Annotated in this window: 18 protein-coding genes; 6 read left to right on the top strand and 12 right to left on the bottom strand. The window is 73.3% G+C overall.

Annotation, left to right across the window (positions count from 1 at the left end; translation table 11 throughout):
• Positions 1 to 89: 89 nt before the first annotated feature.
• Positions 90 to 1,283, bottom strand: a complete 1,194-nt coding sequence (locus J7F03_RS09090; RefSeq protein ID WP_214948139.1) for an argininosuccinate synthase — start codon at positions 1,281 to 1,283, stop codon at positions 90 to 92.
• 174 nt (positions 1,284 to 1,457) lie between these two features.
• Between J7F03_RS09090 and J7F03_RS09085 the strand changes: the two genes are divergently transcribed.
• Genes J7F03_RS09085 through J7F03_RS09075 form a run of 3 tightly spaced genes read left to right on the top strand, consistent with a single transcriptional unit; the run spans position 1,458 to position 4,228 of the window.
• A complete protein-coding gene (locus J7F03_RS09085; RefSeq protein WP_214948138.1) occupies positions 1,458 to 2,930 on the top strand; it encodes a HEAT repeat domain-containing protein in 1,473 nt (490 codons plus the stop codon).
• Between the two features lie 5 nt (positions 2,931 to 2,935).
• The gene (locus J7F03_RS09080) at positions 2,936 to 3,517 is read left to right on the top strand and encodes a pyridoxamine 5'-phosphate oxidase family protein (protein ID WP_214948137.1); all 582 of its coding nucleotides are present in this window, start codon (positions 2,936 to 2,938) and stop codon (positions 3,515 to 3,517) included.
• A 33-nt stretch (positions 3,518 to 3,550) separates the two neighbouring features.
• Positions 3,551 to 4,228: a L,D-transpeptidase gene (locus J7F03_RS09075; RefSeq protein WP_251071651.1), complete on the top strand. Its 678-nt coding sequence runs from the start codon at positions 3,551 to 3,553 to the stop codon at positions 4,226 to 4,228.
• Between the two features lie 26 nt (positions 4,229 to 4,254).
• Here the strand turns inward: J7F03_RS09075 and J7F03_RS09070 are convergent, their stop codons facing one another.
• From J7F03_RS09070 to J7F03_RS09045, 6 genes are all read right to left on the bottom strand, one after another.
• A complete protein-coding gene (locus J7F03_RS09070; protein ID WP_112446935.1) occupies positions 4,255 to 4,791 on the bottom strand; it encodes an arginine repressor in 537 nt (178 codons plus the stop codon).
• Between the two features lie 22 nt (positions 4,792 to 4,813).
• Positions 4,814 to 6,028 carry an acetylornithine transaminase gene (locus J7F03_RS09065; protein WP_214948135.1) on the bottom strand — a complete coding sequence of 405 codons (1,215 nt, stop codon included), beginning with the start codon at positions 6,026 to 6,028 and terminating at the stop codon, positions 4,814 to 4,816.
• Entirely contained in the window at positions 6,025 to 6,933 is a 909-nt protein-coding gene (argB, locus tag J7F03_RS09060; RefSeq protein ID WP_214948134.1) for an acetylglutamate kinase, read from the bottom strand. Before argB ends, J7F03_RS09065 begins: the two co-directional genes overlap by 4 nt.
• Positions 6,930 to 8,102 carry a bifunctional glutamate N-acetyltransferase/amino-acid acetyltransferase ArgJ gene (gene argJ / locus J7F03_RS09055; RefSeq protein WP_214948133.1) on the bottom strand — a complete coding sequence of 391 codons (1,173 nt, stop codon included), beginning with the start codon at positions 8,100 to 8,102 and terminating at the stop codon, positions 6,930 to 6,932. The genes argB and argJ overlap by 4 nt, the downstream gene beginning before the upstream one ends.
• On the bottom strand, positions 8,099 to 9,127 hold the full coding sequence (gene argC / locus J7F03_RS09050; protein ID WP_214948132.1) for an N-acetyl-gamma-glutamyl-phosphate reductase: 1,029 nt from the start codon (positions 9,125 to 9,127) through the stop codon (positions 8,099 to 8,101). The genes argJ and argC overlap by 4 nt, the downstream gene beginning before the upstream one ends.
• Positions 9,128 to 9,985: 858 nt before the next feature.
• Positions 9,986 to 10,384 (bottom strand): DUF5997 family protein, encoded by a 399-nt coding sequence (locus tag J7F03_RS09045; protein ID WP_214948131.1) that lies wholly within the window; start codon positions 10,382 to 10,384, stop codon positions 9,986 to 9,988.
• A gap of 58 nt (positions 10,385 to 10,442) precedes the next feature.
• Here J7F03_RS09045 and J7F03_RS09040 point away from each other — a divergent pair, with 58 nt between their 5' ends.
• A complete protein-coding gene (locus J7F03_RS09040; RefSeq protein ID WP_214948130.1) occupies positions 10,443 to 11,222 on the top strand; it encodes a LysR family substrate-binding domain-containing protein in 780 nt (259 codons plus the stop codon).
• A gap of 114 nt (positions 11,223 to 11,336) precedes the next feature.
• Here the strand turns inward: J7F03_RS09040 and J7F03_RS09035 are convergent, their stop codons facing one another.
• The 4 genes from J7F03_RS09035 to J7F03_RS09020 form a co-directional block, all read right to left on the bottom strand.
• Complete coding sequence (locus J7F03_RS09035) at positions 11,337 to 11,771, bottom strand: hypothetical protein (RefSeq protein WP_214948129.1); 435 nt, start codon at positions 11,769 to 11,771, stop codon at positions 11,337 to 11,339.
• 530 nt (positions 11,772 to 12,301) lie between these two features.
• On the bottom strand, positions 12,302 to 12,994 hold the full coding sequence (locus J7F03_RS09030) for a GNAT family N-acetyltransferase (RefSeq protein ID WP_214948337.1): 693 nt from the start codon (positions 12,992 to 12,994) through the stop codon (positions 12,302 to 12,304).
• 157 nt (positions 12,995 to 13,151) lie between these two features.
• The gene (locus J7F03_RS09025; RefSeq protein ID WP_214948128.1) at positions 13,152 to 13,727 is read right to left on the bottom strand and encodes a histidine phosphatase family protein; all 576 of its coding nucleotides are present in this window, start codon (positions 13,725 to 13,727) and stop codon (positions 13,152 to 13,154) included.
• Positions 13,728 to 13,782: 55 nt separating this feature from the next.
• Positions 13,783 to 15,378 (bottom strand): PLP-dependent aminotransferase family protein, encoded by a 1,596-nt coding sequence (locus J7F03_RS09020; protein WP_374104289.1) that lies wholly within the window; start codon positions 15,376 to 15,378, stop codon positions 13,783 to 13,785.
• On the opposite strand from J7F03_RS09020, the gene J7F03_RS09015 reads away from it, so the two are divergent.
• Together J7F03_RS09015 and J7F03_RS09010 are read left to right on the top strand one after the other, a co-directional pair.
• Positions 15,302 to 16,216: a DMT family transporter gene (locus J7F03_RS09015; protein WP_374104288.1), complete on the top strand. Its 915-nt coding sequence runs from the start codon at positions 15,302 to 15,304 to the stop codon at positions 16,214 to 16,216. The genes J7F03_RS09020 and J7F03_RS09015 overlap by 77 nt on opposite strands.
• A gap of 57 nt (positions 16,217 to 16,273) precedes the next feature.
• A complete protein-coding gene (locus J7F03_RS09010) occupies positions 16,274 to 16,471 on the top strand; it encodes a DUF1918 domain-containing protein (RefSeq protein ID WP_214948125.1) in 198 nt (65 codons plus the stop codon).
• Positions 16,472 to 16,493: 22 nt separating this feature from the next.
• On the opposite strand, the gene J7F03_RS09005 is transcribed toward J7F03_RS09010, so the two are convergent.
• Positions 16,494 to 17,723, bottom strand: a complete 1,230-nt coding sequence (locus J7F03_RS09005; RefSeq protein ID WP_214948124.1) for a glycoside hydrolase family 10 protein — start codon at positions 17,721 to 17,723, stop codon at positions 16,494 to 16,496.
• Between the last annotated feature and the right edge of the window lie 111 nt (positions 17,724 to 17,834).

Below are 17,834 nucleotides of genomic sequence, written 5' to 3'. Positions count from 1 at the left end.
ACTGCTCCTCAAGATGCATGGCTTTGCGGATGTGCGTCGGCCTCCCCGCCGCGGAGGTAACGGGGAGGCCGTTTGTACAACGCGTGGAATCAGGCGAGGTCGCGCCGCGCCGCGATCTTCGAGGACAGCCCGAAGATCTCGATGAAGCCCTGGGCCTTGGACTGGTCGAAGGTGTCGCCCGAGTCGTAGGTCGCCAGGTTGAAGTCGTACAGCGACTCGTCGGACTTGCGGCCGGTGACGACGGCGCGGCCGCCGTGCAGGGTCATCCGGATGTCACCGGTGACGTGCTGGTTGGCCTCGTTGATGAAGCCGTCCAGCGCCCGCTTGAGCGGGGAGAACCACAGGCCGTCGTAGACCATCTCGCCCCAGCGCTGCTCGACCTGCCGCTTGTAGCGGGCCAGCTCGCGCTCGACGGTGACGTTCTCGAGCTCCTGGTGGGCCGTGATCAGCGCGATCGCGCCGGGGGCCTCGTACACCTCGCGGGACTTGATGCCGACGAGGCGGTCCTCGACGATGTCGATCCGGCCGATGCCCTGGGCGCCGGCGCGCTCGTTGAGCTGCTGGATGGCCTGGAGCACGGTGACGGGCTTGCCGTCGATGGCGACCGGGACGCCCGCCTCGAAGGAGATGACGACCTCGTCGGCCTCGCGGGGCAGGGCCGGGTTGGCGGTGTACTCGTATATGTCCTCGATCGGCGCGTTCCAGATGTCCTCCAGGAAGCCCGTCTCGACGGCGCGTCCGAAGACGTTCTGGTCGATGGAGTACGGGGACTTCTTGGTGGTGGCGATCGGCAGGTCGGCCTTCTCGGCGAAGGCGATGGCCTTGTCGCGGGTCATCGCGTAGTCGCGGACCGGGGCGATGCACTCGAGGTCGGGGCCGAGGGCGGCGATGCCGGCCTCGAAGCGGACCTGGTCGTTGCCCTTGCCGGTGCAGCCGTGGGCGACGACGGAGGCGCCGTGCTTGCGGGCGGCGGCGACGAGGTGCTTGACGATGGCCGGCCGCGACAGGGCGGAGACCAGCGGATAACGGTCCATGTAAAGGGCGTTGGCCTTGATCGCCGGGAGGCAGTACTCGTCGGCGAACTCGTCCCTGGCGTCCGCGACCTCGGCCTCGACCGCACCGCAGGCGAGCGCCCGCTTGCGGATGACGTCCAGGTCCTCGCCGCCCTGACCGACGTCCACGGCGACGGCGATGACCTCGGCGCCCGTCTCCTCGGCGATCCAGCCGATGGCGACGGAGGTGTCCAGGCCGCCCGAGTAGGCGAGTACGACGCGCTCGGTCACGGGTTTCTCCTCACGGGGTGCATCCGCCGTTACATCCAACAGTTAGGCATAACTATGCACTGCTCCGTATGTTTCGTCAATCGCGGCCCCGTGCGAAGGCCTGACCAGCCGAATATCAGGGGCGCGGGCCCCGCCGCCGACCTAGGATCGGACGCGGATACACGGGGAGGGCTCATGCACGCCGGACGGCAGCAAGAGAAAGACGCCGGGCGGCACGCCGCCGACCGGCTGTCGCGGGGCGACGGCACCGGGGACGCACTGCCACCGGACGCCGGACCGGCCGCGTGGCTCTCCTTCGACCGCGCGGTACGCGACCGGGCGCCCGGCGTCCCCCACATCACGCACATCGCCCTTCGGCTGTGCCACTACGACGGGCGGATCCGGGCAGCCGCGCTCGACGCCCCGCACCTCCCGCCGCCCCTGATCGCGATCCGCTGCGCCGACTGGGTACCGGCGGTCCGCAGGCGCGCGCGGCGGGTACTGACCCAGGCGCTGGCCGCCGACCCCGCGGGCACGCTGCTCCTGCTGACCCCGCTCGTCCTGCGGCTGGCCCGGCGCGAGCAGGGTGCCTGGGCGCTGGAGTTGTTCTCGGCGGTGCTGCGCGGCGAGCAGGTGCCCGTGCCGGCCCCTTGGTGGCACCTGGGCCCCTCACGGGCCGCACTGGACGAAGCCACGGAGCCCGTACTGGCCGCACTGCGCGACAGCGACGACCTCCCGACCCGGCGGTTCGCCGCCCGGATCTCACTGGAGGGCGGGCGGTTCAGCAGCGTACGAGAACTCGCCGGGCGGGCCCGCGCCGAGCGCGATGCGGCGACGAGCCGGCTGTGGACCGACGCCGCCCTGGCGGCCCTGGCCGCAGGCGGGCCGGACGACACGGCGGTCGACGAGCTGCTGACCGGGCACCTCCCGCTGGTCCGGGCCGCCGGGGTCACCGCGCTGCGCGGGGCCGGGCGGGCGGCGGAGGCGGCGGAGTACCTCGCCGACCGCTCCGGCGTGGTCCGGGCCTGCGCCCGCTGGCTGGCCGGGCAGGGCGGCGGGGACCCCCGCGCCCTCTCCCGCGCGCTGGTCGAGGGCCCGGCCCAGGTGACCCCGTACGCCGTGACCGGCTTCGCCGAGTGCGCCCGCCGGGAGGATGCCCCGCTCCTGCGCGCGCTGCTGGACCATCCCGCCGGGGCGGTACGGGCCTCCGCCGTGCGCGGGCTGCGGCTGCTGGACTCCACCGACCTCGGGCTGCTGCGGGCGCTGCTGGACGACCCTTCGCCCTCCGTGGCCCGGGAGGCCTCCCTGAGCCTGCGCTCCTCGGCGGGGCGGCTGCCCGCCGACTGGCTGGTGGACCGTCTGGCGCCCGGGCGGCCGGTTCACACCCGCCGGGCCGCGTACCGGCTGTTGCACGCCCGGGGCGGTGTGGCCGGGCTGCGGGCCTCCGTGGAACTGCTGACGGACCAGGACGCGGGCCTGCGCCTGCTCGCCGCGCAGCACATCCAGAGTCTGTGGTCCCCCTACGGGCCGCCCGCCCTGCCGCCGCGGGACCCGGAAGTCGGCGCCCTGCTGGACCGCTGCACGGGACTGTTCAGCGACTACGTCTTGGCGCGGATCCGCTCACAACTCGGACTCCCCCGCGGGGAATCCACGACGGACGGATACTGATCCTCATGGGAAAGCTCTACGAACGCATAGACGGCCGCCTGCGCAAGTTCATCGAGGAACAGCCGGTCTTCTTCACCGCGACCGCCCCGCTCGCGGGCGACGGCCACGTCAACCTGTCCCCCAAGGGCCGCGCCGGAACCCTCGTCGTCATCGACGAGCAGACGCTGGCCTATCTGGACTTCGGCGGCAGCGGCGCCGAGACCATCGCCCACGTCCGCGAGAACGGCCGCATCACGCTGATGTGGTGCGCGTTCAGCGGGCCGCCGAACATCGTGCGCATCCACGGCGAGGGCGAGGCCGTCTTCCGCGACGACCCGCGCTGGGACGGGCTGATCGAGCTGTTCGGGGAGGCCGACGGGCCCTCGGCGCGCGCCGTCATCCTCGTCAAGGCCCGCCGGATCGCGGACACGTGCGGGTACGCCGTCCCCTTCATGGAGTACCAGAGCGAGCGCACGCTCCACGCGGAGTACTTCGGCCGCAAGACGGACGAGGAGTTCGCCGAGTACTGCGAGAAGAAGGAGTTCATCGGGGCGAGCCTCGACGGCCTGCCTGCGCTGCCGCTGCCCCTTCCGCCCCGTACCGTCTGACGTGTGCCGCGTACCGCTGTCGCCTTCGCCTCACTGATCGTCACCAGCCTGCTGCTGCAAGGCCCCTACTGCCCCGACGGCGATCCGCCGCTGCCCGCCCGTCTCGCCGACACCGGCGGCGGCAGCCAGCTGATCACCGCCGTCGCCCCGGCCCCCGGCTCCACGACCGGTCGCCTGACCTGGTGGGACCGGCGGGCGGGGCGCTGGTACGAGGCCGGCGCCGCGCCCGCCCGCTTCGGCGCGAACGGCCTGACGGAGGGCACGGCCCGTGTCCAGGGCACGAACACCACGCCGGCCGGCCTGTTCGGGCTCCCGTACGCCTTCGGCATCGCGCACGCGCCGGCCGGGACGGCGTACCGCTACCGGCGGGTGACCCCCGCCTCCTGGTGGTGCCAGGACAACGCCTCGGGCAGCTACAACCGCTGGGTGGAGCCGCTGCCCGCGGACTGCGCGCCGGGCGAGGCGGAGCACCTGGTCTCGTACGCGAAGCAGTACGCGCACGCCCTGGTCATCGCCTTCAACTACGACCGGCCCGTACGGGGCCGGGGCGCGGGCATCTTCCTGCACGTCGACGGCAAGGGCGCGACGGCCGGCTGCGTCTCGGTCCCGGAGGGCGCGATGCGGGCGATCCTGCGCTGGGCGAACCCGCGCAGGCACCCGCACATCGCGATCGGTACGGAGTCGGGCCCCCTCGCGGTGACCGGGTACTGAATGGGCCGGGCCTGACGCCGCCGCGCTCAGCTCTCCTTCTGGGCCAGCCTCAGCAGGTGGTCGGCGAGGGCCTGGCCGCCTGCCGGATCGCGGCTGATCAGCATCAGGGTGTCGTCGCCCGCGATCGTGCCGAGGATGGCTTGGAGCTCGGCCTGGTCGATCGCCGAAGCGAGGAACTGGGCCGCGCCGGGCGGCGTGCGCAGGACCACGAGGTTCGCGGAGGCCTCCGCGGAGATCAGCAGTTCCCCGGAGAGGCGCCGCATGCGCTCCTCCTTCGCGGACTCGCCGAGCGGTGCCTGCGGGGTGCGGAAGCCGCCCTCGCTGGGCACCGCGTAGATCAGCTCGCCGCCGGTGTTGCGGATCTTCACCGCGCCGAGCTCGTCGAGGTCGCGGCTGAGCGTCGCCTGGGTGACGCTCAGCCCGTCGTCAGCGAGCAGCTTGGCCAGCTGGCTCTGGGAGCGGACCGGCTGCCGGTTCAGGATGTCCACGATCCGGCGGTGGCGGGCGGTGCGGGTCTGCGGAACGGACTGGCTGTTCTGCTCGTGTTCCTGCGCCTGACTCATCGTCGTCTCATTCCCCGGTTCATCATCCGTCCACGTCCGCGGCGGACTTCGCTGCGTCGAGCACGCCGGGCATGGCCTGCAGGAACGCGTCCACCTCGGCCTCGGACAGTACGTACGGGGGCATCAGCCGTACGACGTCGGGGGCGGGCGCGTTGACCAGGAAGCCGGCGTCCTGAGCCGCGCGCTGCACCTGCGGTGCGAGCGGCTCCGTCAGCACGATACCCAGCAGAAGGCCCGCTCCGCGGACGTGCGAGACGAGCGGGTGTGCGAATCCTTCGATTCCGCCGCGCAGCCGCTCGCCGCGCTCCTTGACCTGGTCGAGGAGACCTTCGGCGGCGATCGTCTCGATCACGGCGAGGCCGGCGGCGCAGGCGACGGGGTTGCCCCCGAAGGTGGTGCCGTGCTGGCCGGGCTGGAGCAGGTCGGCCACGGGGCCGAAGGCGGCGACGGCGCCGATCGGCAGACCGCCGCCGAGGCCCTTCGCGAGTGTGACGAGGTCGGGCTCGACACCCTCGTGGGCCTGGTGCTCGAACCACTGGCCGCAGCGTCCGATGCCGGTCTGCACCTCGTCGAGGACGAGCAGGGTGCCGGTGGCCCGGGTGATCTCGCGGGCGGCCGTCAGGTAGCCGGCGGGCGGCACGACGACGCCGTTCTCGCCCTGGATCGGCTCGATGACGACGAGCGCGGTCTCCTCGGTGACGGCGGCCCGCAGGGCCTCCACATCGCCGTACGGGACGTGCGTGACGTCTCCGGGCAAGGGCAGGAAGGGTTCCTGCTTCTTCGGCTGGCCGGTGAGCGCGAGCGCGCCCATGGTGCGGCCGTGGAAGCCGCCGGTGGTGGCGACCATGTGGGTCCGACCGGTCAGCCGGCCGATCTTGAAGGCGGCTTCGACGGCCTCGGCGCCGGAGTTGCAGAAGAAAATCTTTCCGGAGCGGCCGAAGAGCTGGAGCAGCCGCTCGCCGAGCGCGAGGACCGGCTCGGAGGCGTAGAGGTTGGAGACGTGGCCGAGGGTGGAGACCTGCGTGGTGACGGCCTCGACGATCGCCGGGTGGGCGTGGCCGAGGGCGTTGACCGCGATGCCGCCGACGAAGTCGGTGTACTGCTTGCCGTCCGCGTCCCAGACCTGCGCGCCCTCGCCGCGTACGAGGGCCAGCGCGGGGGTCCCGTAGTTGTTGGTCAGCGCCCCCTGCCAGCGGGCGCCGTACCGCTGGTTGCCGGTCTCCTGGTTGCCGGTCATGCGGGTTCCCCTCCCTGTGCGTCGGGCACGACCATCGTGCCGATTCCCTCGTCCGTGAAGATCTCCAGCAGGATCGAGTGCTGGACCCGCCCGTCGATGACCCGCGCGGTGGTCACGCCGTTGCGGACGGCGTGCAGGCAGCCCTCCATCTTCGGGACCATGCCGCTGGACAGCTCGGGCAGCAGCTTCTCCAGCTCGCTGACGGTGAGCCGGCTGATGACCTCGTCGCTGTTGGGCCAGTCCGCGTAGAGCCCCTCGACGTCGGTGAGGACCATGAGCGTCTCGGCGCCGAGCGCGGCCGCGAGGGCCGCGGCCGCCGTGTCGGCGTTCACGTTGTAGACGTGGTGGTCGTCGGCGCTGCGGGCGATGGAGGAGATGACCGGGATCCGGCCGTCCGCCAGCAGTGCCTCGATCGCGCCCGTGTCGATGGCGGTGATCTCGCCGACCCGCCCGATGTCGACGCTCTCGCCGTTGATCTCGGGGGTGTGCTTGGTGGCGGTGATGGTGTGGGCGTCCTCGCCGGTCATGCCGACGGCGAGCGGCCCGTGCTGGTTGAGCAGCCCGACCAGCTCGCGCTGGACCTGCCCGGCCAGGACCATCCGTACGACGTCCATCGCCTCCGGCGTGGTGACCCGCAGGCCCGCCTTGAACTCGCTGACCAGGCCCTGCTTGTCCAGCTGGGCGTTGATCTGCGGACCGCCGCCGTGCACGACGACCGGCTTCAGGCCGGCCTGGCGCAGGAAGACGACGTCCTGGGCGAAGGCCGCCTTCAGGTCCTCGTCGATCATGGCGTTGCCGCCGAACTTGATGACGACGACCTTGCCGTTGTGACGGGTCAGCCAGGGCAGGGCCTCGATGAGGATCTCGGCCTTGGGCAACGCGGTGTGCTTGCGTGCCGTACTCATGAGGAGTACGCGCTGTTCTCGTGGACGTACTCGGCCGTCAGGTCGTTGGCCCAGATGACCGCGGACTCGGAGCCGGTGGCCAGGTCGGCGGTGATGCGGACCTCCCGGTCCTTCATGGAGACAAGGTCCCGGTCCTCGCCGACGGAGCCGTTCCTGCAGACCCAGACGCCGTTGATGGCGACGTTCAGACGGTCCGGGTCGAAGGCCGCCTTCGTGGTGCCGATCGCCGACAGGACGCGGCCCCAGTTCGGGTCCTCGCCGTGGATGGCGCACTTGAGCAGGTTGTTGCGGGCGATGGACCGGCCGACCTCGACCGCGTCGTCCTCCGTGGCCGCGCCGATCACCTCGATGCGGATGTCCTTGCTGGCGCCCTCGGCGTCGCCGATCAGCTGGCGGGCCAGGTCGTCGCAGACCGTGCGCACGGCCTCCGCGAACTCCTCGTACACCGGCACCCGGCCGGACGCGCCCGACGCGAGCAGCAGCACCGTGTCGTTGGTGGACATGCAGCCGTCGGAGTCGACCCGGTCGAAGGTGGTGCGGGTCGCGGAACGCAGCGCCTTGTCGAGGGTGGCGCTGTCCAGGTCGGCGTCGGTGGTGAGGACGACGAGCATGGTGGCCAGGCCCGGGGCGAGCATGCCCGCGCCCTTGGCCATGCCGCCGACCGTCCAGCCGTCCTGGCCGACCGTGGCCGTCTTGTGCACGGTGTCGGTGGTCTTGATGGCGACGGCGGCGGCCTCACCGCCGTCGGCGGAGAGCGCGGCGGCGGCGGTCTCGATGCCGGGCAGCAGCTTGTCCATGGGGAGCAGGACGCCGATCAGGCCGGTGGACGCCACGGCGACCTCGCCGGCGTTGACCTCTCCACCCAGACCCTGCTGGTTCAAGACGCCGGCGACCTTCTCGGCGGTGGCGTGCGTGTCCTGGAAGCCCTTGGGGCCGGTGCACGCGTTGGCGCCGCCGGAGTTGAGGACCACCGCGCCCACGGTGCCACCGCGCAGGACCTGCTCGGACCAGTGCACGGGCGCGGCCTTGACGCGGTTGGAGGTGAAGACGCCCGCGGCGGCCAGACGCGGCCCGTTGTTGACCACGAGGGCCAGGTCCGGATTGCCGTTTGCCTTGATCCCGGCGGCGATGCCCGCCGCCGTGAACCCCTGTGCTGCCGTGACACTCACGGTGCGACTCCGATCGTGGAAAGACCCAGTGCCTCGGGGAGCCCGAGGGCGATGTTCATGCTCTGCACCGCGCCACCGGCGGTGCCCTTGGTGAGGTTGTCCATGGCGCTGATCGCGATGATCCGCTGGGCGGCCTCGTCGTAGGCGACCTGCACCTGAACGGCGTTGGAACCGTAGACGGAGGCCGTCGCCGGCCACTGGCCCTCGGGCAGCAGGTGCACGAAGGGCTCGTCCGCGTACGCCTTCTCGTACGCGGCGCGGACCGCTTCGGCGGTGACTCCGGGCAGCGCCTTGGCGGTGCAGGTGGCGAGGATGCCGCGGGGCATGGGCGCCAGCGTCGGCGTGAAGGACACCGAGACCCGTGTTCCGGCGACGGGGCTGAGGTTTTGCACCATCTCGGGCGTGTGGCGGTGGCCGCCGCCGACGCCGTACGGGCTCATGGAGCCCATGACCTCGGAGCCCAGCAGGTTCGGCTTGAGGGCCTTGCCGGCGCCGGAGGTGCCGGAGGCGGCGACGATCACGGCCTCGGGCTCGGCGAGCTGCGCGGCGTAGGCCGGGAAGAGGGCGAGGGAGACGGCCGTCGGGTAGCACCCGGGCACCGCGATGCGCTTGGAACCGGCCAGCGCGACGCGGGCCCCCGGCAGCTCGGGGAGGCCGTAGGGCCAGGTCCCGGCGTGCGGGGCGCCGTAGAACTTGTCCCAGTCGGCGGAGTCCTGGAGCCGGTGGTCCGCGCCCATGTCGACGACGAGGACGTCCTCGCCGAGCTGTGCGGCGACGGCGGCGGACTGCCCGTGCGGCAGGGCCAGGAAGACGACGTCGTGCCCGGCCAGCACCTCGGGCGTGGTCGCCTGCAGGGTGCGCCCGGCGAGGGGCACCAGGTGCGGCTGGAGCGATCCGAGCAGCTGCCCGGCGTTGGAGTGCCCGGTCAGCGCGCCGATCTCGACCTCGGGGTGGGACAGCAGCAGGCGCAGCACTTCCCCGCCCGCATACCCGCTCGCACCGGCCACCGCTACACGTACCACCATCGGACCCTCCTCCTCGATGGCATGACTATACGTAGCTACGCACGTTTATGCAAAGCCGCTATCCGGCCGACCAGCACCCGGCGCGACCGGGCACCGCGACCGCTCACCCTTCTACTGAAGCACTCCGCACGGCCCTCGGCGGCGCGTGTTTCAGCGACCGGGTGGTGCGGGCCGAACCGCTGACCGCGCGGCGGCCGACGCGGCGGGGGATCGCCCGACGTGGGGGCGGGCTGGGCGCGGTGGGGGCGGGCTCGGCGTGGGGGTGGGCTCGGCCTCGGGGCGGGCCCGGCGTGGGCTCCGGCCCTGCCCGCGACGCCGGGTGGCCTGGTGCGCGGTGGGCCCGGCGTGGGCTCCGGCCCTGCGCGCGACGCAGGGCGGCCTGGTGCCGGACATGGAGACCGCGTCGGCCACTGCTCTGTGGCAGGTGACGTGTGACGCGGTGGAGGCGGCCGCCGTGCTCGCCGGTGGCGGTGGCGGCGGCGGTGGCGGAGCCGGACTCCGCGGACCGGCCCGCGCCGGGCGTGGCCGGGCGTGCTGCGCCCCGCCGAGCTGGAGGGGGGCTGCGCGGCCCTGGCGGCGCAGGGCCGCGGGCCATGACCGCGGAAAACGCCCGCCGGCTCGCGGCCCTGGCGGAACGGGACCTGCGGGTGCTCCGGTCGGGCGTCGAGGAGGTGGAACGTCCCGGCCGACGGGGAGCCGCGCTCGCGGATGCGCGAGCTGGTCGCGGCCCTGGCGTGGGCTGGGCCCGGCCGCCGCCGCGGCGGTCGGCCCGAGCGTGGATCCCGCCGCCGGCCCCGGCCGAGACCTCGGCCTGGGCTCAGGCCTCGCCGCACCGGTCCGGGCGGCGGGCCGGGAGGGTCAGGAGCTCTCTCGCTTCTCGGCCTTCTCGGCCTGCATCTGCTTGATGCGGACGGTCTCCTTGCGGACCTCGGCCTGGGTGGACCGTTCCTTCGCGAGCCACTCGGGCACGTCCTGCTTCAGGGCCTCGATCTGCTCGGTGGTGAGCGCCTCGGTGATACCGCCGCGGGCCAGGCCCGAGATGGAGATGCCCAGCTTCGCGGCCACCACCGGACGGGGGTGCGGGCCGTTGTTCCGGAGGTCCTGCAGCCACTGGGGCGGCTCGGCCTGGAGGGCGGCCAGCTCGGTGCGCGAGACGACACCCTCCTGGAACTCTGCGGGGGTGGCCTCGAGGTACACACCCAGCTTCTTCGCCGCGGTCGCGGGCTTCATGGTCTGGGCGGTCTGGTGCGACGTCATGGGGTCAAGGGTATCGAGCGTGTGCGCCACCTCCGACCACGGCCGGTAATCTGGCCGGGTGACAGACTCCGAGACGCCCCCGTCGTTCCAGCTCGCGTACGTCCCCGGGGTGACTCCCACCAAGTGGGTGCGGATCTGGAAGGAACGGCTGCCCGACGTCCCCCTGACCCTCGTTCCGGCCACCCCCGCCGAAGCTCCCGCCCTGCTGCGGGGCAAGGGCGCCGACGCCGGATTCGTCCGGCTGCCGATCGACCGGACCGGCCTCAGCGCGATCCCGCTCTACACCGAGACCACGGTCGTGGTGATCCCCAAGGACCACCTCGCGGCCGCGGTCGAGGAACTGTCGGTCGCGGAACTGGCCGACGAGATCGTGCTCCACCCGCTCGACGACACCCTCGGCTGGGAGCAGCTGCCGGGCAAGCCGGCGCTGGAACGGCCCGAGACGACGGCCGACGCGATCGAGCTGGTGGCGGCGGGCATCGGCGTCCTCGTCGTGCCCCAGTCGCTCGCGCGCCTGCACCACCGCAAGGACCTCACCTACCGGACGCTGCTGGACGCACCGGAGTCGCGCGTCGCGCTGTCGTGGCCCGAGGCGGACGAGACCCCCGACCTGGTCGAGGAGTTCATCGGGATCGTGCGCGGGCGGACCGTCAACAGCTCGCGCGGGCGCGGCCGTACCCAGCCGGAGCCCGAGCAGAAGAAGGCGAAGCCGCAGCGCAAGCCGGCCCCCCGCGGTGGCGGGAAGCCCGCCGCCAAGAACCCGCGCGCCGGCGCGCCCAAGAGCGGCAAGGCCGTGGCCAAGTCCACCGGCAAGCGCGGCAAGCCCCGCGGCCGGTAGCCCTTCGTGGCCGGGATCCGGCGAGACTCCGGCCCGATGCTCGTCGCACGGATCGGCTGGGTCGACGCCTCGGACATGGGTGCCGCGACCCGGTGAACCTTTGCGGGACGGCCCTTAGACGCCGAGCAGGGTCGCGAGGGATCCGCCGAAGAGCACGAGGGGCACCACCGCGATGATGGTGGCGAGGGCGGTGAACACCGTGGCCGGGATCCGGTAGGCGCGCGGGTCGGCGAAGTTGGCGCACAGCAGGAGCAGCGCCGAGGGCAGGAAGATCCACATGCCCTCCAGCAGGCCGAGGAGCGACCATCCCAGCAGCAGGACCGCGAGGGCCACGCAGGCGGTCATGAACCACGCCCGGTTCGCCCGGAGGGCGGGCGGCACCGCGGAGAGAAGGACGGGGACGATCAGGGCGGGGGCCGACAGGCCCGCCCTGAGCATGTCCACCACGACCGGCAATGGGAGGATCAGCGCGGCCAGCGCGATCCTGTGCTGCCACGGGTGGACGGCCCGCGCCCGCCCCACCGCCGCGATCTCCACCGTGGCCGTCATTGCCGCTCCGCCCACCTGCATCCCGAACCCATTGACTTGAACGCGTTCAAGTTAGCGGGTATTCGCACGCTTGGGCAGTCCCCCGAACGCATTGCGTCCGTCACACACGCATCCCCATAGTCACTTCGTATTCATTTCGTCACATTGAGTGACAGGTGAGCTGGGGGCAAGCGTGTCGTGACGCATCGGCAAGGGATTCGCCGCACTGGCCGCCGGGGCGGTCGTCGCCCTGGGCGTGACGGCGGCTCCCGCCACCGCCGCCGAGGGCTCGTGCGCCGGCGGCACCACCGGACGGCTGCCGAGGGTGCAGGACCAGCGGTTCTACGTGCAGTGCGGGGGCGGGGTCGCCACCGTGACGGCGTTCCCCGCCGGGCAGGTCTACACCCCGGCCCGGCTGACGATCCCGCTGGACGAGATCCTGCGCGGCTACCGGGCGAACTACGCGGGCATCGGCGGGATCTGCCTCCCGTCCTCGGCGACCGCCCCCGTCTCGCTCCTCCGAGCCGGCCGCCGCTCCCGCGCCCGCCCCGTCAGACCAGCGCGTGCCGGACCCAGACGTTCGGCTCCACGTAGACCGCGTAGCCCTGCTCCGGCTCGCAGTGGACCGGGGACAGGGCGCCGGGCACGCGGACCGGGCCCGCCGCGTCGAAGGGGAGGCCGGTCCACTCGCGCCACTGCGCGAGGGAGCCGGTGATCGTCATCGACAGCGGGGCCACCGAGTCGATGACGGCGCCCGCGCGCACGTGGACCCGTAGCCACGGGTCGTACGGGAGGCCGTCCTCGCGGGTGCGGTAGGCGTACTCGTGGATCGAGGTGTCCGGCTCGGCCGGCTTTCCGCTGGGCCGGACCGGGGCCACCACCTCGGTGAAACCACGCGCGCGGGCGGTCTCCCGCAGCGCGGCGAGCATCCGCCCCGACAGGCCCTCGCCCTGCCGGTCCGGCCGGACGCTGATCTCGATGGCGCTGACCGTGTCGGGGGCCGCCCCGCGCCGCAGGTCGGAGAAGGCCCACATCAGGACCTGGTCCCAGCCCTGCGCGGGCAACCGCCCGTCCCGGCCGGCCGCGTGCTGGGCGAAGGGCACGCTGAACGCCTTGGCGACCACCTCGCCGGTGGCGTCGTCGGTCGCGACGAAGACGTGGTCCGGGAGTTCCGTCACCATGCGCGGGTACAGCATCCAGGCGATCGAGTCCTGCGTGGCGAACTCGGGCCAGGAGTCGTCCATGCCCCAGAGGGCGTCGGTCAGTTCGGGCCGCTCCGCGAGCGTGGTGATTCGGATGCCGGCTCCGCCGTCGGTGCCGGCCGGGCCGTTGGGCAGGTTCGGGTCGTCCGTCGCGTTCATACCCGCAGGCTAGATGCGGCCCGGGCGCTCCTCAACGGGGTTATACCGGCGCCTGGAGGGAGAGGTGCCAGCGTCGCGGCCAGCCCGCCAGGGTGACCGTGGACAGAGGGCGGACATCCACGTTCCAGTAGGTCAGCGGGGGCGCGTTGAGCGCGTACACGAGCGCCGCGCGGACCACCGACGGCTCCGCCACCGCCACGATCGCGCCCCCGTCGTCCGCCGGCCGGGTGTCCAGCCAGCCGCCGATCCGGGCGATGAAGGCGAGCAGGGACTCCCCTCCGTGCGGGGCCGCGCAGGGATCGGCGAGCCAGAGGTCCACCGCCGCGGGCTCCCGGGCCGCCACCTCCGCCAGGGTCAGCCCGCGCCAGCGGCCCATGTCGCACTCCCGCAGCGCGGGCTGCGCCATCGGCGCGTAGCCGAGGGCCGCGCCGGTGGCCCGGCTGCGGGAGGTAGGCGAGCAGTAGCGGAGGTCGGCCGAGCCCAGGGGTACGAGCCCGCGCGCGGCGGATTCCACCGCGCGCCAACCGTCCACGTCGATGGGGCGGTCGTCGTCGAAGCGCTCGGCGAGCAGCGAGGTACTACGGGCTGCTGCGACTAGCGAAACCCGAACATGCATGCGGCGATGGTGAGCCGCGTGTCGCACGGGGTCAAGCGTCTGAACGAAGCCCGCCTCAGGCCTCTCCCGCGGCCCCGCCGCCGGGCGCGCCCCCCAGCGCCGACCGCAGCCGCCGGACGGCCTCGGTCAGCTCGCCCGCGCCGGGGACCCCGGCGAAACTCAGCCGCACGAACGGACCGGGGGGTTCCGCGCAGAAGTACGGCCGTCCGGGCGCGACCGCGACCCCGGCCCGCAGGGCGGCCGCCACGAAGGCCGCGTCATCGCCGCTTCCGGGCCGCGCCCACAACTGGTATCCGCCGCGTGGGAGTTGCGGCACCTCCAAGGAGGGAAGCTCCCGCCGCAGCGCCCCGGCGAGGACGTCCCGCCGGTGGCGCAGTTCGGCGGCGACGACCTTGAGGTGGCGGGGCCAGGCGGGCGCGCCGACCAGCTCCAGAGCGGCTTCCTGGAGCGGCCGGGGCACGAAGAAGCTGTCGACGACCTGGATGGCGCGCAGCCGGTCCAGGACCGGCCCGCGGGCGGCCAGCGCGCCCACCCGCAGGCTGGGCGAGGTGACCTTGGTCAGCGACCGCACGTGCACGACGACCCCGTCGGTGTCCTCGGCGGCGAGCGTCGCGGGCAGGGGGCCGGCGTCCTCGTGGGCCAGGGCCCGCGCGTAGTCGTCCTCCACCACGAACGCCCCGGCGGCGCGCGCGATGCGCAGCACCTCGCCGCGCCGCTCGTCGGACAGCACCGCCCCGGTCGGATTCTGGAACAGCGGCTGGCATACGAACACCCGCGCCCCGGTCGCTTCGAAGGCCTCGGCCAGCAGCTCCGGCCGGACCCCGTGGGCGTCCACCGGAACCGGCACGGGCCGACAGCCGGAGGCGCGGGCGATGGCCAGCAGCCCGGGGTAGGTCGGGGATTCGACGAGGATCGGCGCCCCGGGCGGGGCGAGCGCCCGCAGGGCGGTGGTGAGCGCGCTCTGCCCGCCGGCGGTGACCAGGACGTCCGCGGCCCCGACCGCCCCGCCGATCTCCCGCGCGAACCAGTCCCGCAGCTCCGGCAGCCCCTCCACGGGCGGGCGCCCCCACACCCCGGGCCGCCGCCCCGCACGGGCGAGGGCGGCCGCCATGGCCCGCTCGGGCTGGAGCACGGAGTGCAGGTAGCCGCTGTGGAGCTCGATGACCCCGGCCGGCGGGGCGGCGAGGGTGACCAGCACCCCGGAGGCGTCGACCGAGCGCGGGACGACCTCGCCGGTCCCTTCCGCGCTGAGGGCGACGGCCTGCCAGGAGGTGTCGCCGGGCGCGGGGGCCGGCGTACGGGGCTGCGCGCGGAAGGCTCCGGCCCCGGGGCGGGTGACGACGAGGCCTTCGGCGGCCAGCTGTGCGAGGGCCCGGGAGACGGTGACGGGACTGACCCGGAAACGCTCGACCAGGGCCCGACTGGACGGCAGCTTTCCACCCAGCGGGTAGCGGTTCAGCTCGGACCGCAGGGATTCCGCCAGTTCCGCCACACTGCTACGCTCGTACATGACAGCAAAGAATAGCGCTACTCTCCCTGACGCGATAGCAGTTCGGGACACTGCGCAAGGCTCGGTGCCGGACTCGACGCACGCCTCGGTGCCGGACCCGGCACGAAGCGGCGCGCGGGCGCGCCGGTTCGGCGGCGGCACCGCCCTCGCCTCCGCCGGCGTCGTCGCCTTCTCGCTGACCTTCCCCGCCACCGCCTGGGGCCTGGAGAGCTTCGGCCCCTGGTCCCTGTTCGCCCTGCGCTGCGTCCTCGCGGGCCTGACCGCCGGCGCCTGCCTGCTGGCCGGGCGCGTACCGCTCCCCGACCGCGCGCACTGGCCGGGCCTCCTGGTCGTCGCGGGCGGTGTGGTCATCGGGTTCCCGCTGCTCACCACCCTGGCGCTGCGCACCTCCACCACCTCCCACGCCGCCGTCGTGGTCGGCCTGCTGCCGCTGACCACCGCCGTCGTGTCCTCGCTGCGCACCGGAGCCCGGCCGCCGCTGCGGTTCTGGGCGGCGGCCGTCGCCGGGGCCGTGGTCGTCCTCGGCTTCACCCTGGCCCAGAGCGGCGGCTCCCTCTCCTTCGGCGACGCCCTGCTCTTCGCCGCCCTGCTGGTGTGCGCGGCGGGGTACACCGAGGGCGGGCGCCTGGCCCGGGAGCTGCCCGGCTGGCAGGTGATCGGCTGGGCGCTGGTGCTGTGCCTGCCGATCGGCCTGGCCGGCTCCGTGCTCGGGCTCGCGTACGAGCCGGTCCACCTCACCGCGCACGGGCTGGCCGGGCTCGTCTGGGTGGCCGTCGGCTCCACCTTCCTCGGCCTCTACGTCTGGTACCGGGGCATGGCGGAGATCGGCGCGGCCCGCGCGAGCCAGCTCCAGCTCGCGCAGCCGATGCTGACCCTGGTGTGGTCGGTGGCGCTGCTCGGCGAGCACCTTTCCCCCGCCGCACCCGTCGCCGCCGGCGCGGTGCTCGTCTGCATCGCAGTGACCCAACGGGTCAAATAGTGGTGGAACGACCTAAACTGCTAGCACCGGATCGGACCGCCACCGAGGAGGTCAGCTATGCGCGCGACCGAGGGCGACCAGCTGGTTCAGCACGGCAGGATCGTGGGCCAGCACGACAAGGTCGGTGAGATCACCCAGGTGCTCGGAGAGAACGGCACCCCTCCCTACCGCGTCCGCTTCACGGACGGGCACGAGGCCGTCATGTCCCCCGGCCCCGACTGCGTGGTGAAGCACCCGACCGAGCACGAACACTGAAAGCGCGGCGCACCGTGCCGGCTCAGCGCGGCGCCGCCACCGCCGGGTAGTGGTCGGCGACCACCCTGGCCATCGCCCCGTTCGGGTCCGCGGCCACCTGCTTCGCCGAGAAGTAGGCATGGCCGCGGACCTCCGGGTATCCGCGGGCGAAACGCACGTGCCGCGACAGCTCCCGCGGATCGCGCCAGGCAGCGGTGGAGCTGTCCGCGTCGCAGCGGTAGAGCGCCTCCCCCACGTAGAGGCGGACGCCGGTGCCGGCGACGGTCTTCGCCCACCAGGGGACGATGGCCGCGTAGTCGGCGGTCGGGTGGCCGATCTGCCAGTACGCCTGCGGCGCGATGTAGTCGATCCAGCCCTCGCGCACCCACTTGCGGGTGTCCGCGTACAGATCGTCGTACGTGGCGATGCCCGCCCGTGTCGGCGAACCGAGCGGGTCGCGGTCGGAGTTGCGCCAGACCGCGAAGGGGCTGATGCCGAAGCGCACCTCGGGGCGCAGCGCCCGTAGCCGCCCCGACATCTCGTGGACCAGGGTGTCGATGTTGTGGCGGCGCCAGTCGGCGCGGGTGGCGAAGGAGCGGCCGTACTTCTCGTAGGCGGCGTCGTCGTCGAAGTCCCGGCCTTCGACGGGATACGGATAGAAGTAGTCGTCCCAGTGGACGCCGTCGACGGGGTACCGGGCGACGGCGTCGAGCATGGCCTCCTGCACGAAGCGCCGCACCTGCGGCAGCCCGGGGTTGTAGTACAGCTTGCCGCCGTACGCGACGGTCCAGCCCCGGTTGAGGCGGGCCGGGTGCTCGGGGACGAGCCGGCCCGGGTCGGTGTGGTTGGCCACCCGGTACGGGTTGAACCAGGCGTGCAGCTCCAGCCCCCGGGCGTGCGCTTCGGTGACGGCGGTGCCGAGCGGGTCCCAGCCGGGGTCGACGCCCTGCTCTCCGGTCAGCCACTGGGACCACGGCTCGCGCGCGGAGGGCCACATCGCGTCGGCGGTGGGCCTGACCTGGAGGATCACCGCGTTGAGGCGGCGGGCGACGGCGGTGTCGAGGAGTTCGAGCAGCTCGGCTCGCTGCTCGGCGGCGGGCAGCCCGCTCTCGGAGGGCCAGTCCACGTTCTGTACGGAGGCGGTCCACATCCCGCGGAATTCCGCCGCGGCCGCCTTCGGTGCTCGGACCGCCTTCGCGGGGGCCGCCGTCACCGCCGCGGCCAGCACCCCCGCCGCGCCGGCCAGCACTCCCCGCCTCCCGATGTGCGCCATGTGACGACTCCGTTCCACTCCGTGACATTGCCTGGTGTCCGCCCAGCATGCCCGCCCCGGCCCGCCACGCCGGGGAAGGACGGGGGTAACGTCGGGGGGCGTGGCGGGCGC

It is taken from the genome of Streptomyces sp. ISL-43 (genome assembly GCF_018614195.1).
Lineage (GTDB): Bacteria > Actinomycetota > Actinomycetes > Streptomycetales > Streptomycetaceae > Streptomyces.
This window is presented reverse-complemented; position numbering and strand designations above follow the sequence as displayed.

Bases quoted from the DNA above. Each gene is read 5' to 3' on its own strand.
- J7F03_RS09080 (WP_214948137.1), top strand. From the start codon at position 2,936: ATGGGAAAGCTCTACGAACGCATAGACGGCCGCCTGCGCAAGTTCATC.
- J7F03_RS09065 (WP_214948135.1), bottom strand. From the start codon at position 6,028: ATGACCGGCAACCAGGAGACCGGCAACCAGCGGTACGGCGCCCGCTGG.
- argB (WP_214948134.1), bottom strand. From the start codon at position 6,933: ATGAGTACGGCACGCAAGCACACCGCGTTGCCCAAGGCCGAGATCCTC.
- J7F03_RS09025 (WP_214948128.1), bottom strand. From the start codon at position 13,727: ATGCATGTTCGGGTTTCGCTAGTCGCAGCAGCCCGTAGTACCTCGCTG.
- J7F03_RS09045 (WP_214948131.1), bottom strand. From the start codon at position 10,384: ATGACGTCGCACCAGACCGCCCAGACCATGAAGCCCGCGACCGCGGCG.
- J7F03_RS09035 (WP_214948129.1), bottom strand. From the start codon at position 11,771: ATGACGGCCACGGTGGAGATCGCGGCGGTGGGGCGGGCGCGGGCCGTC.
- J7F03_RS09085 (WP_214948138.1), top strand. From the start codon at position 1,458: ATGCACGCCGGACGGCAGCAAGAGAAAGACGCCGGGCGGCACGCCGCC.
- argC (WP_214948132.1), bottom strand. From the start codon at position 9,127: ATGGTGGTACGTGTAGCGGTGGCCGGTGCGAGCGGGTATGCGGGCGGG.
- J7F03_RS09010 (WP_214948125.1), top strand. From the start codon at position 16,274: ATGCGCGCGACCGAGGGCGACCAGCTGGTTCAGCACGGCAGGATCGTG.
- J7F03_RS09070 (WP_112446935.1), bottom strand. From the start codon at position 4,791: ATGAGTCAGGCGCAGGAACACGAGCAGAACAGCCAGTCCGTTCCGCAG.
- J7F03_RS09005 (WP_214948124.1), bottom strand. From the start codon at position 17,723: ATGGCGCACATCGGGAGGCGGGGAGTGCTGGCCGGCGCGGCGGGGGTG.
- J7F03_RS09030 (WP_214948337.1), bottom strand. From the start codon at position 12,994: ATGGACGACTCCTGGCCCGAGTTCGCCACGCAGGACTCGATCGCCTGG.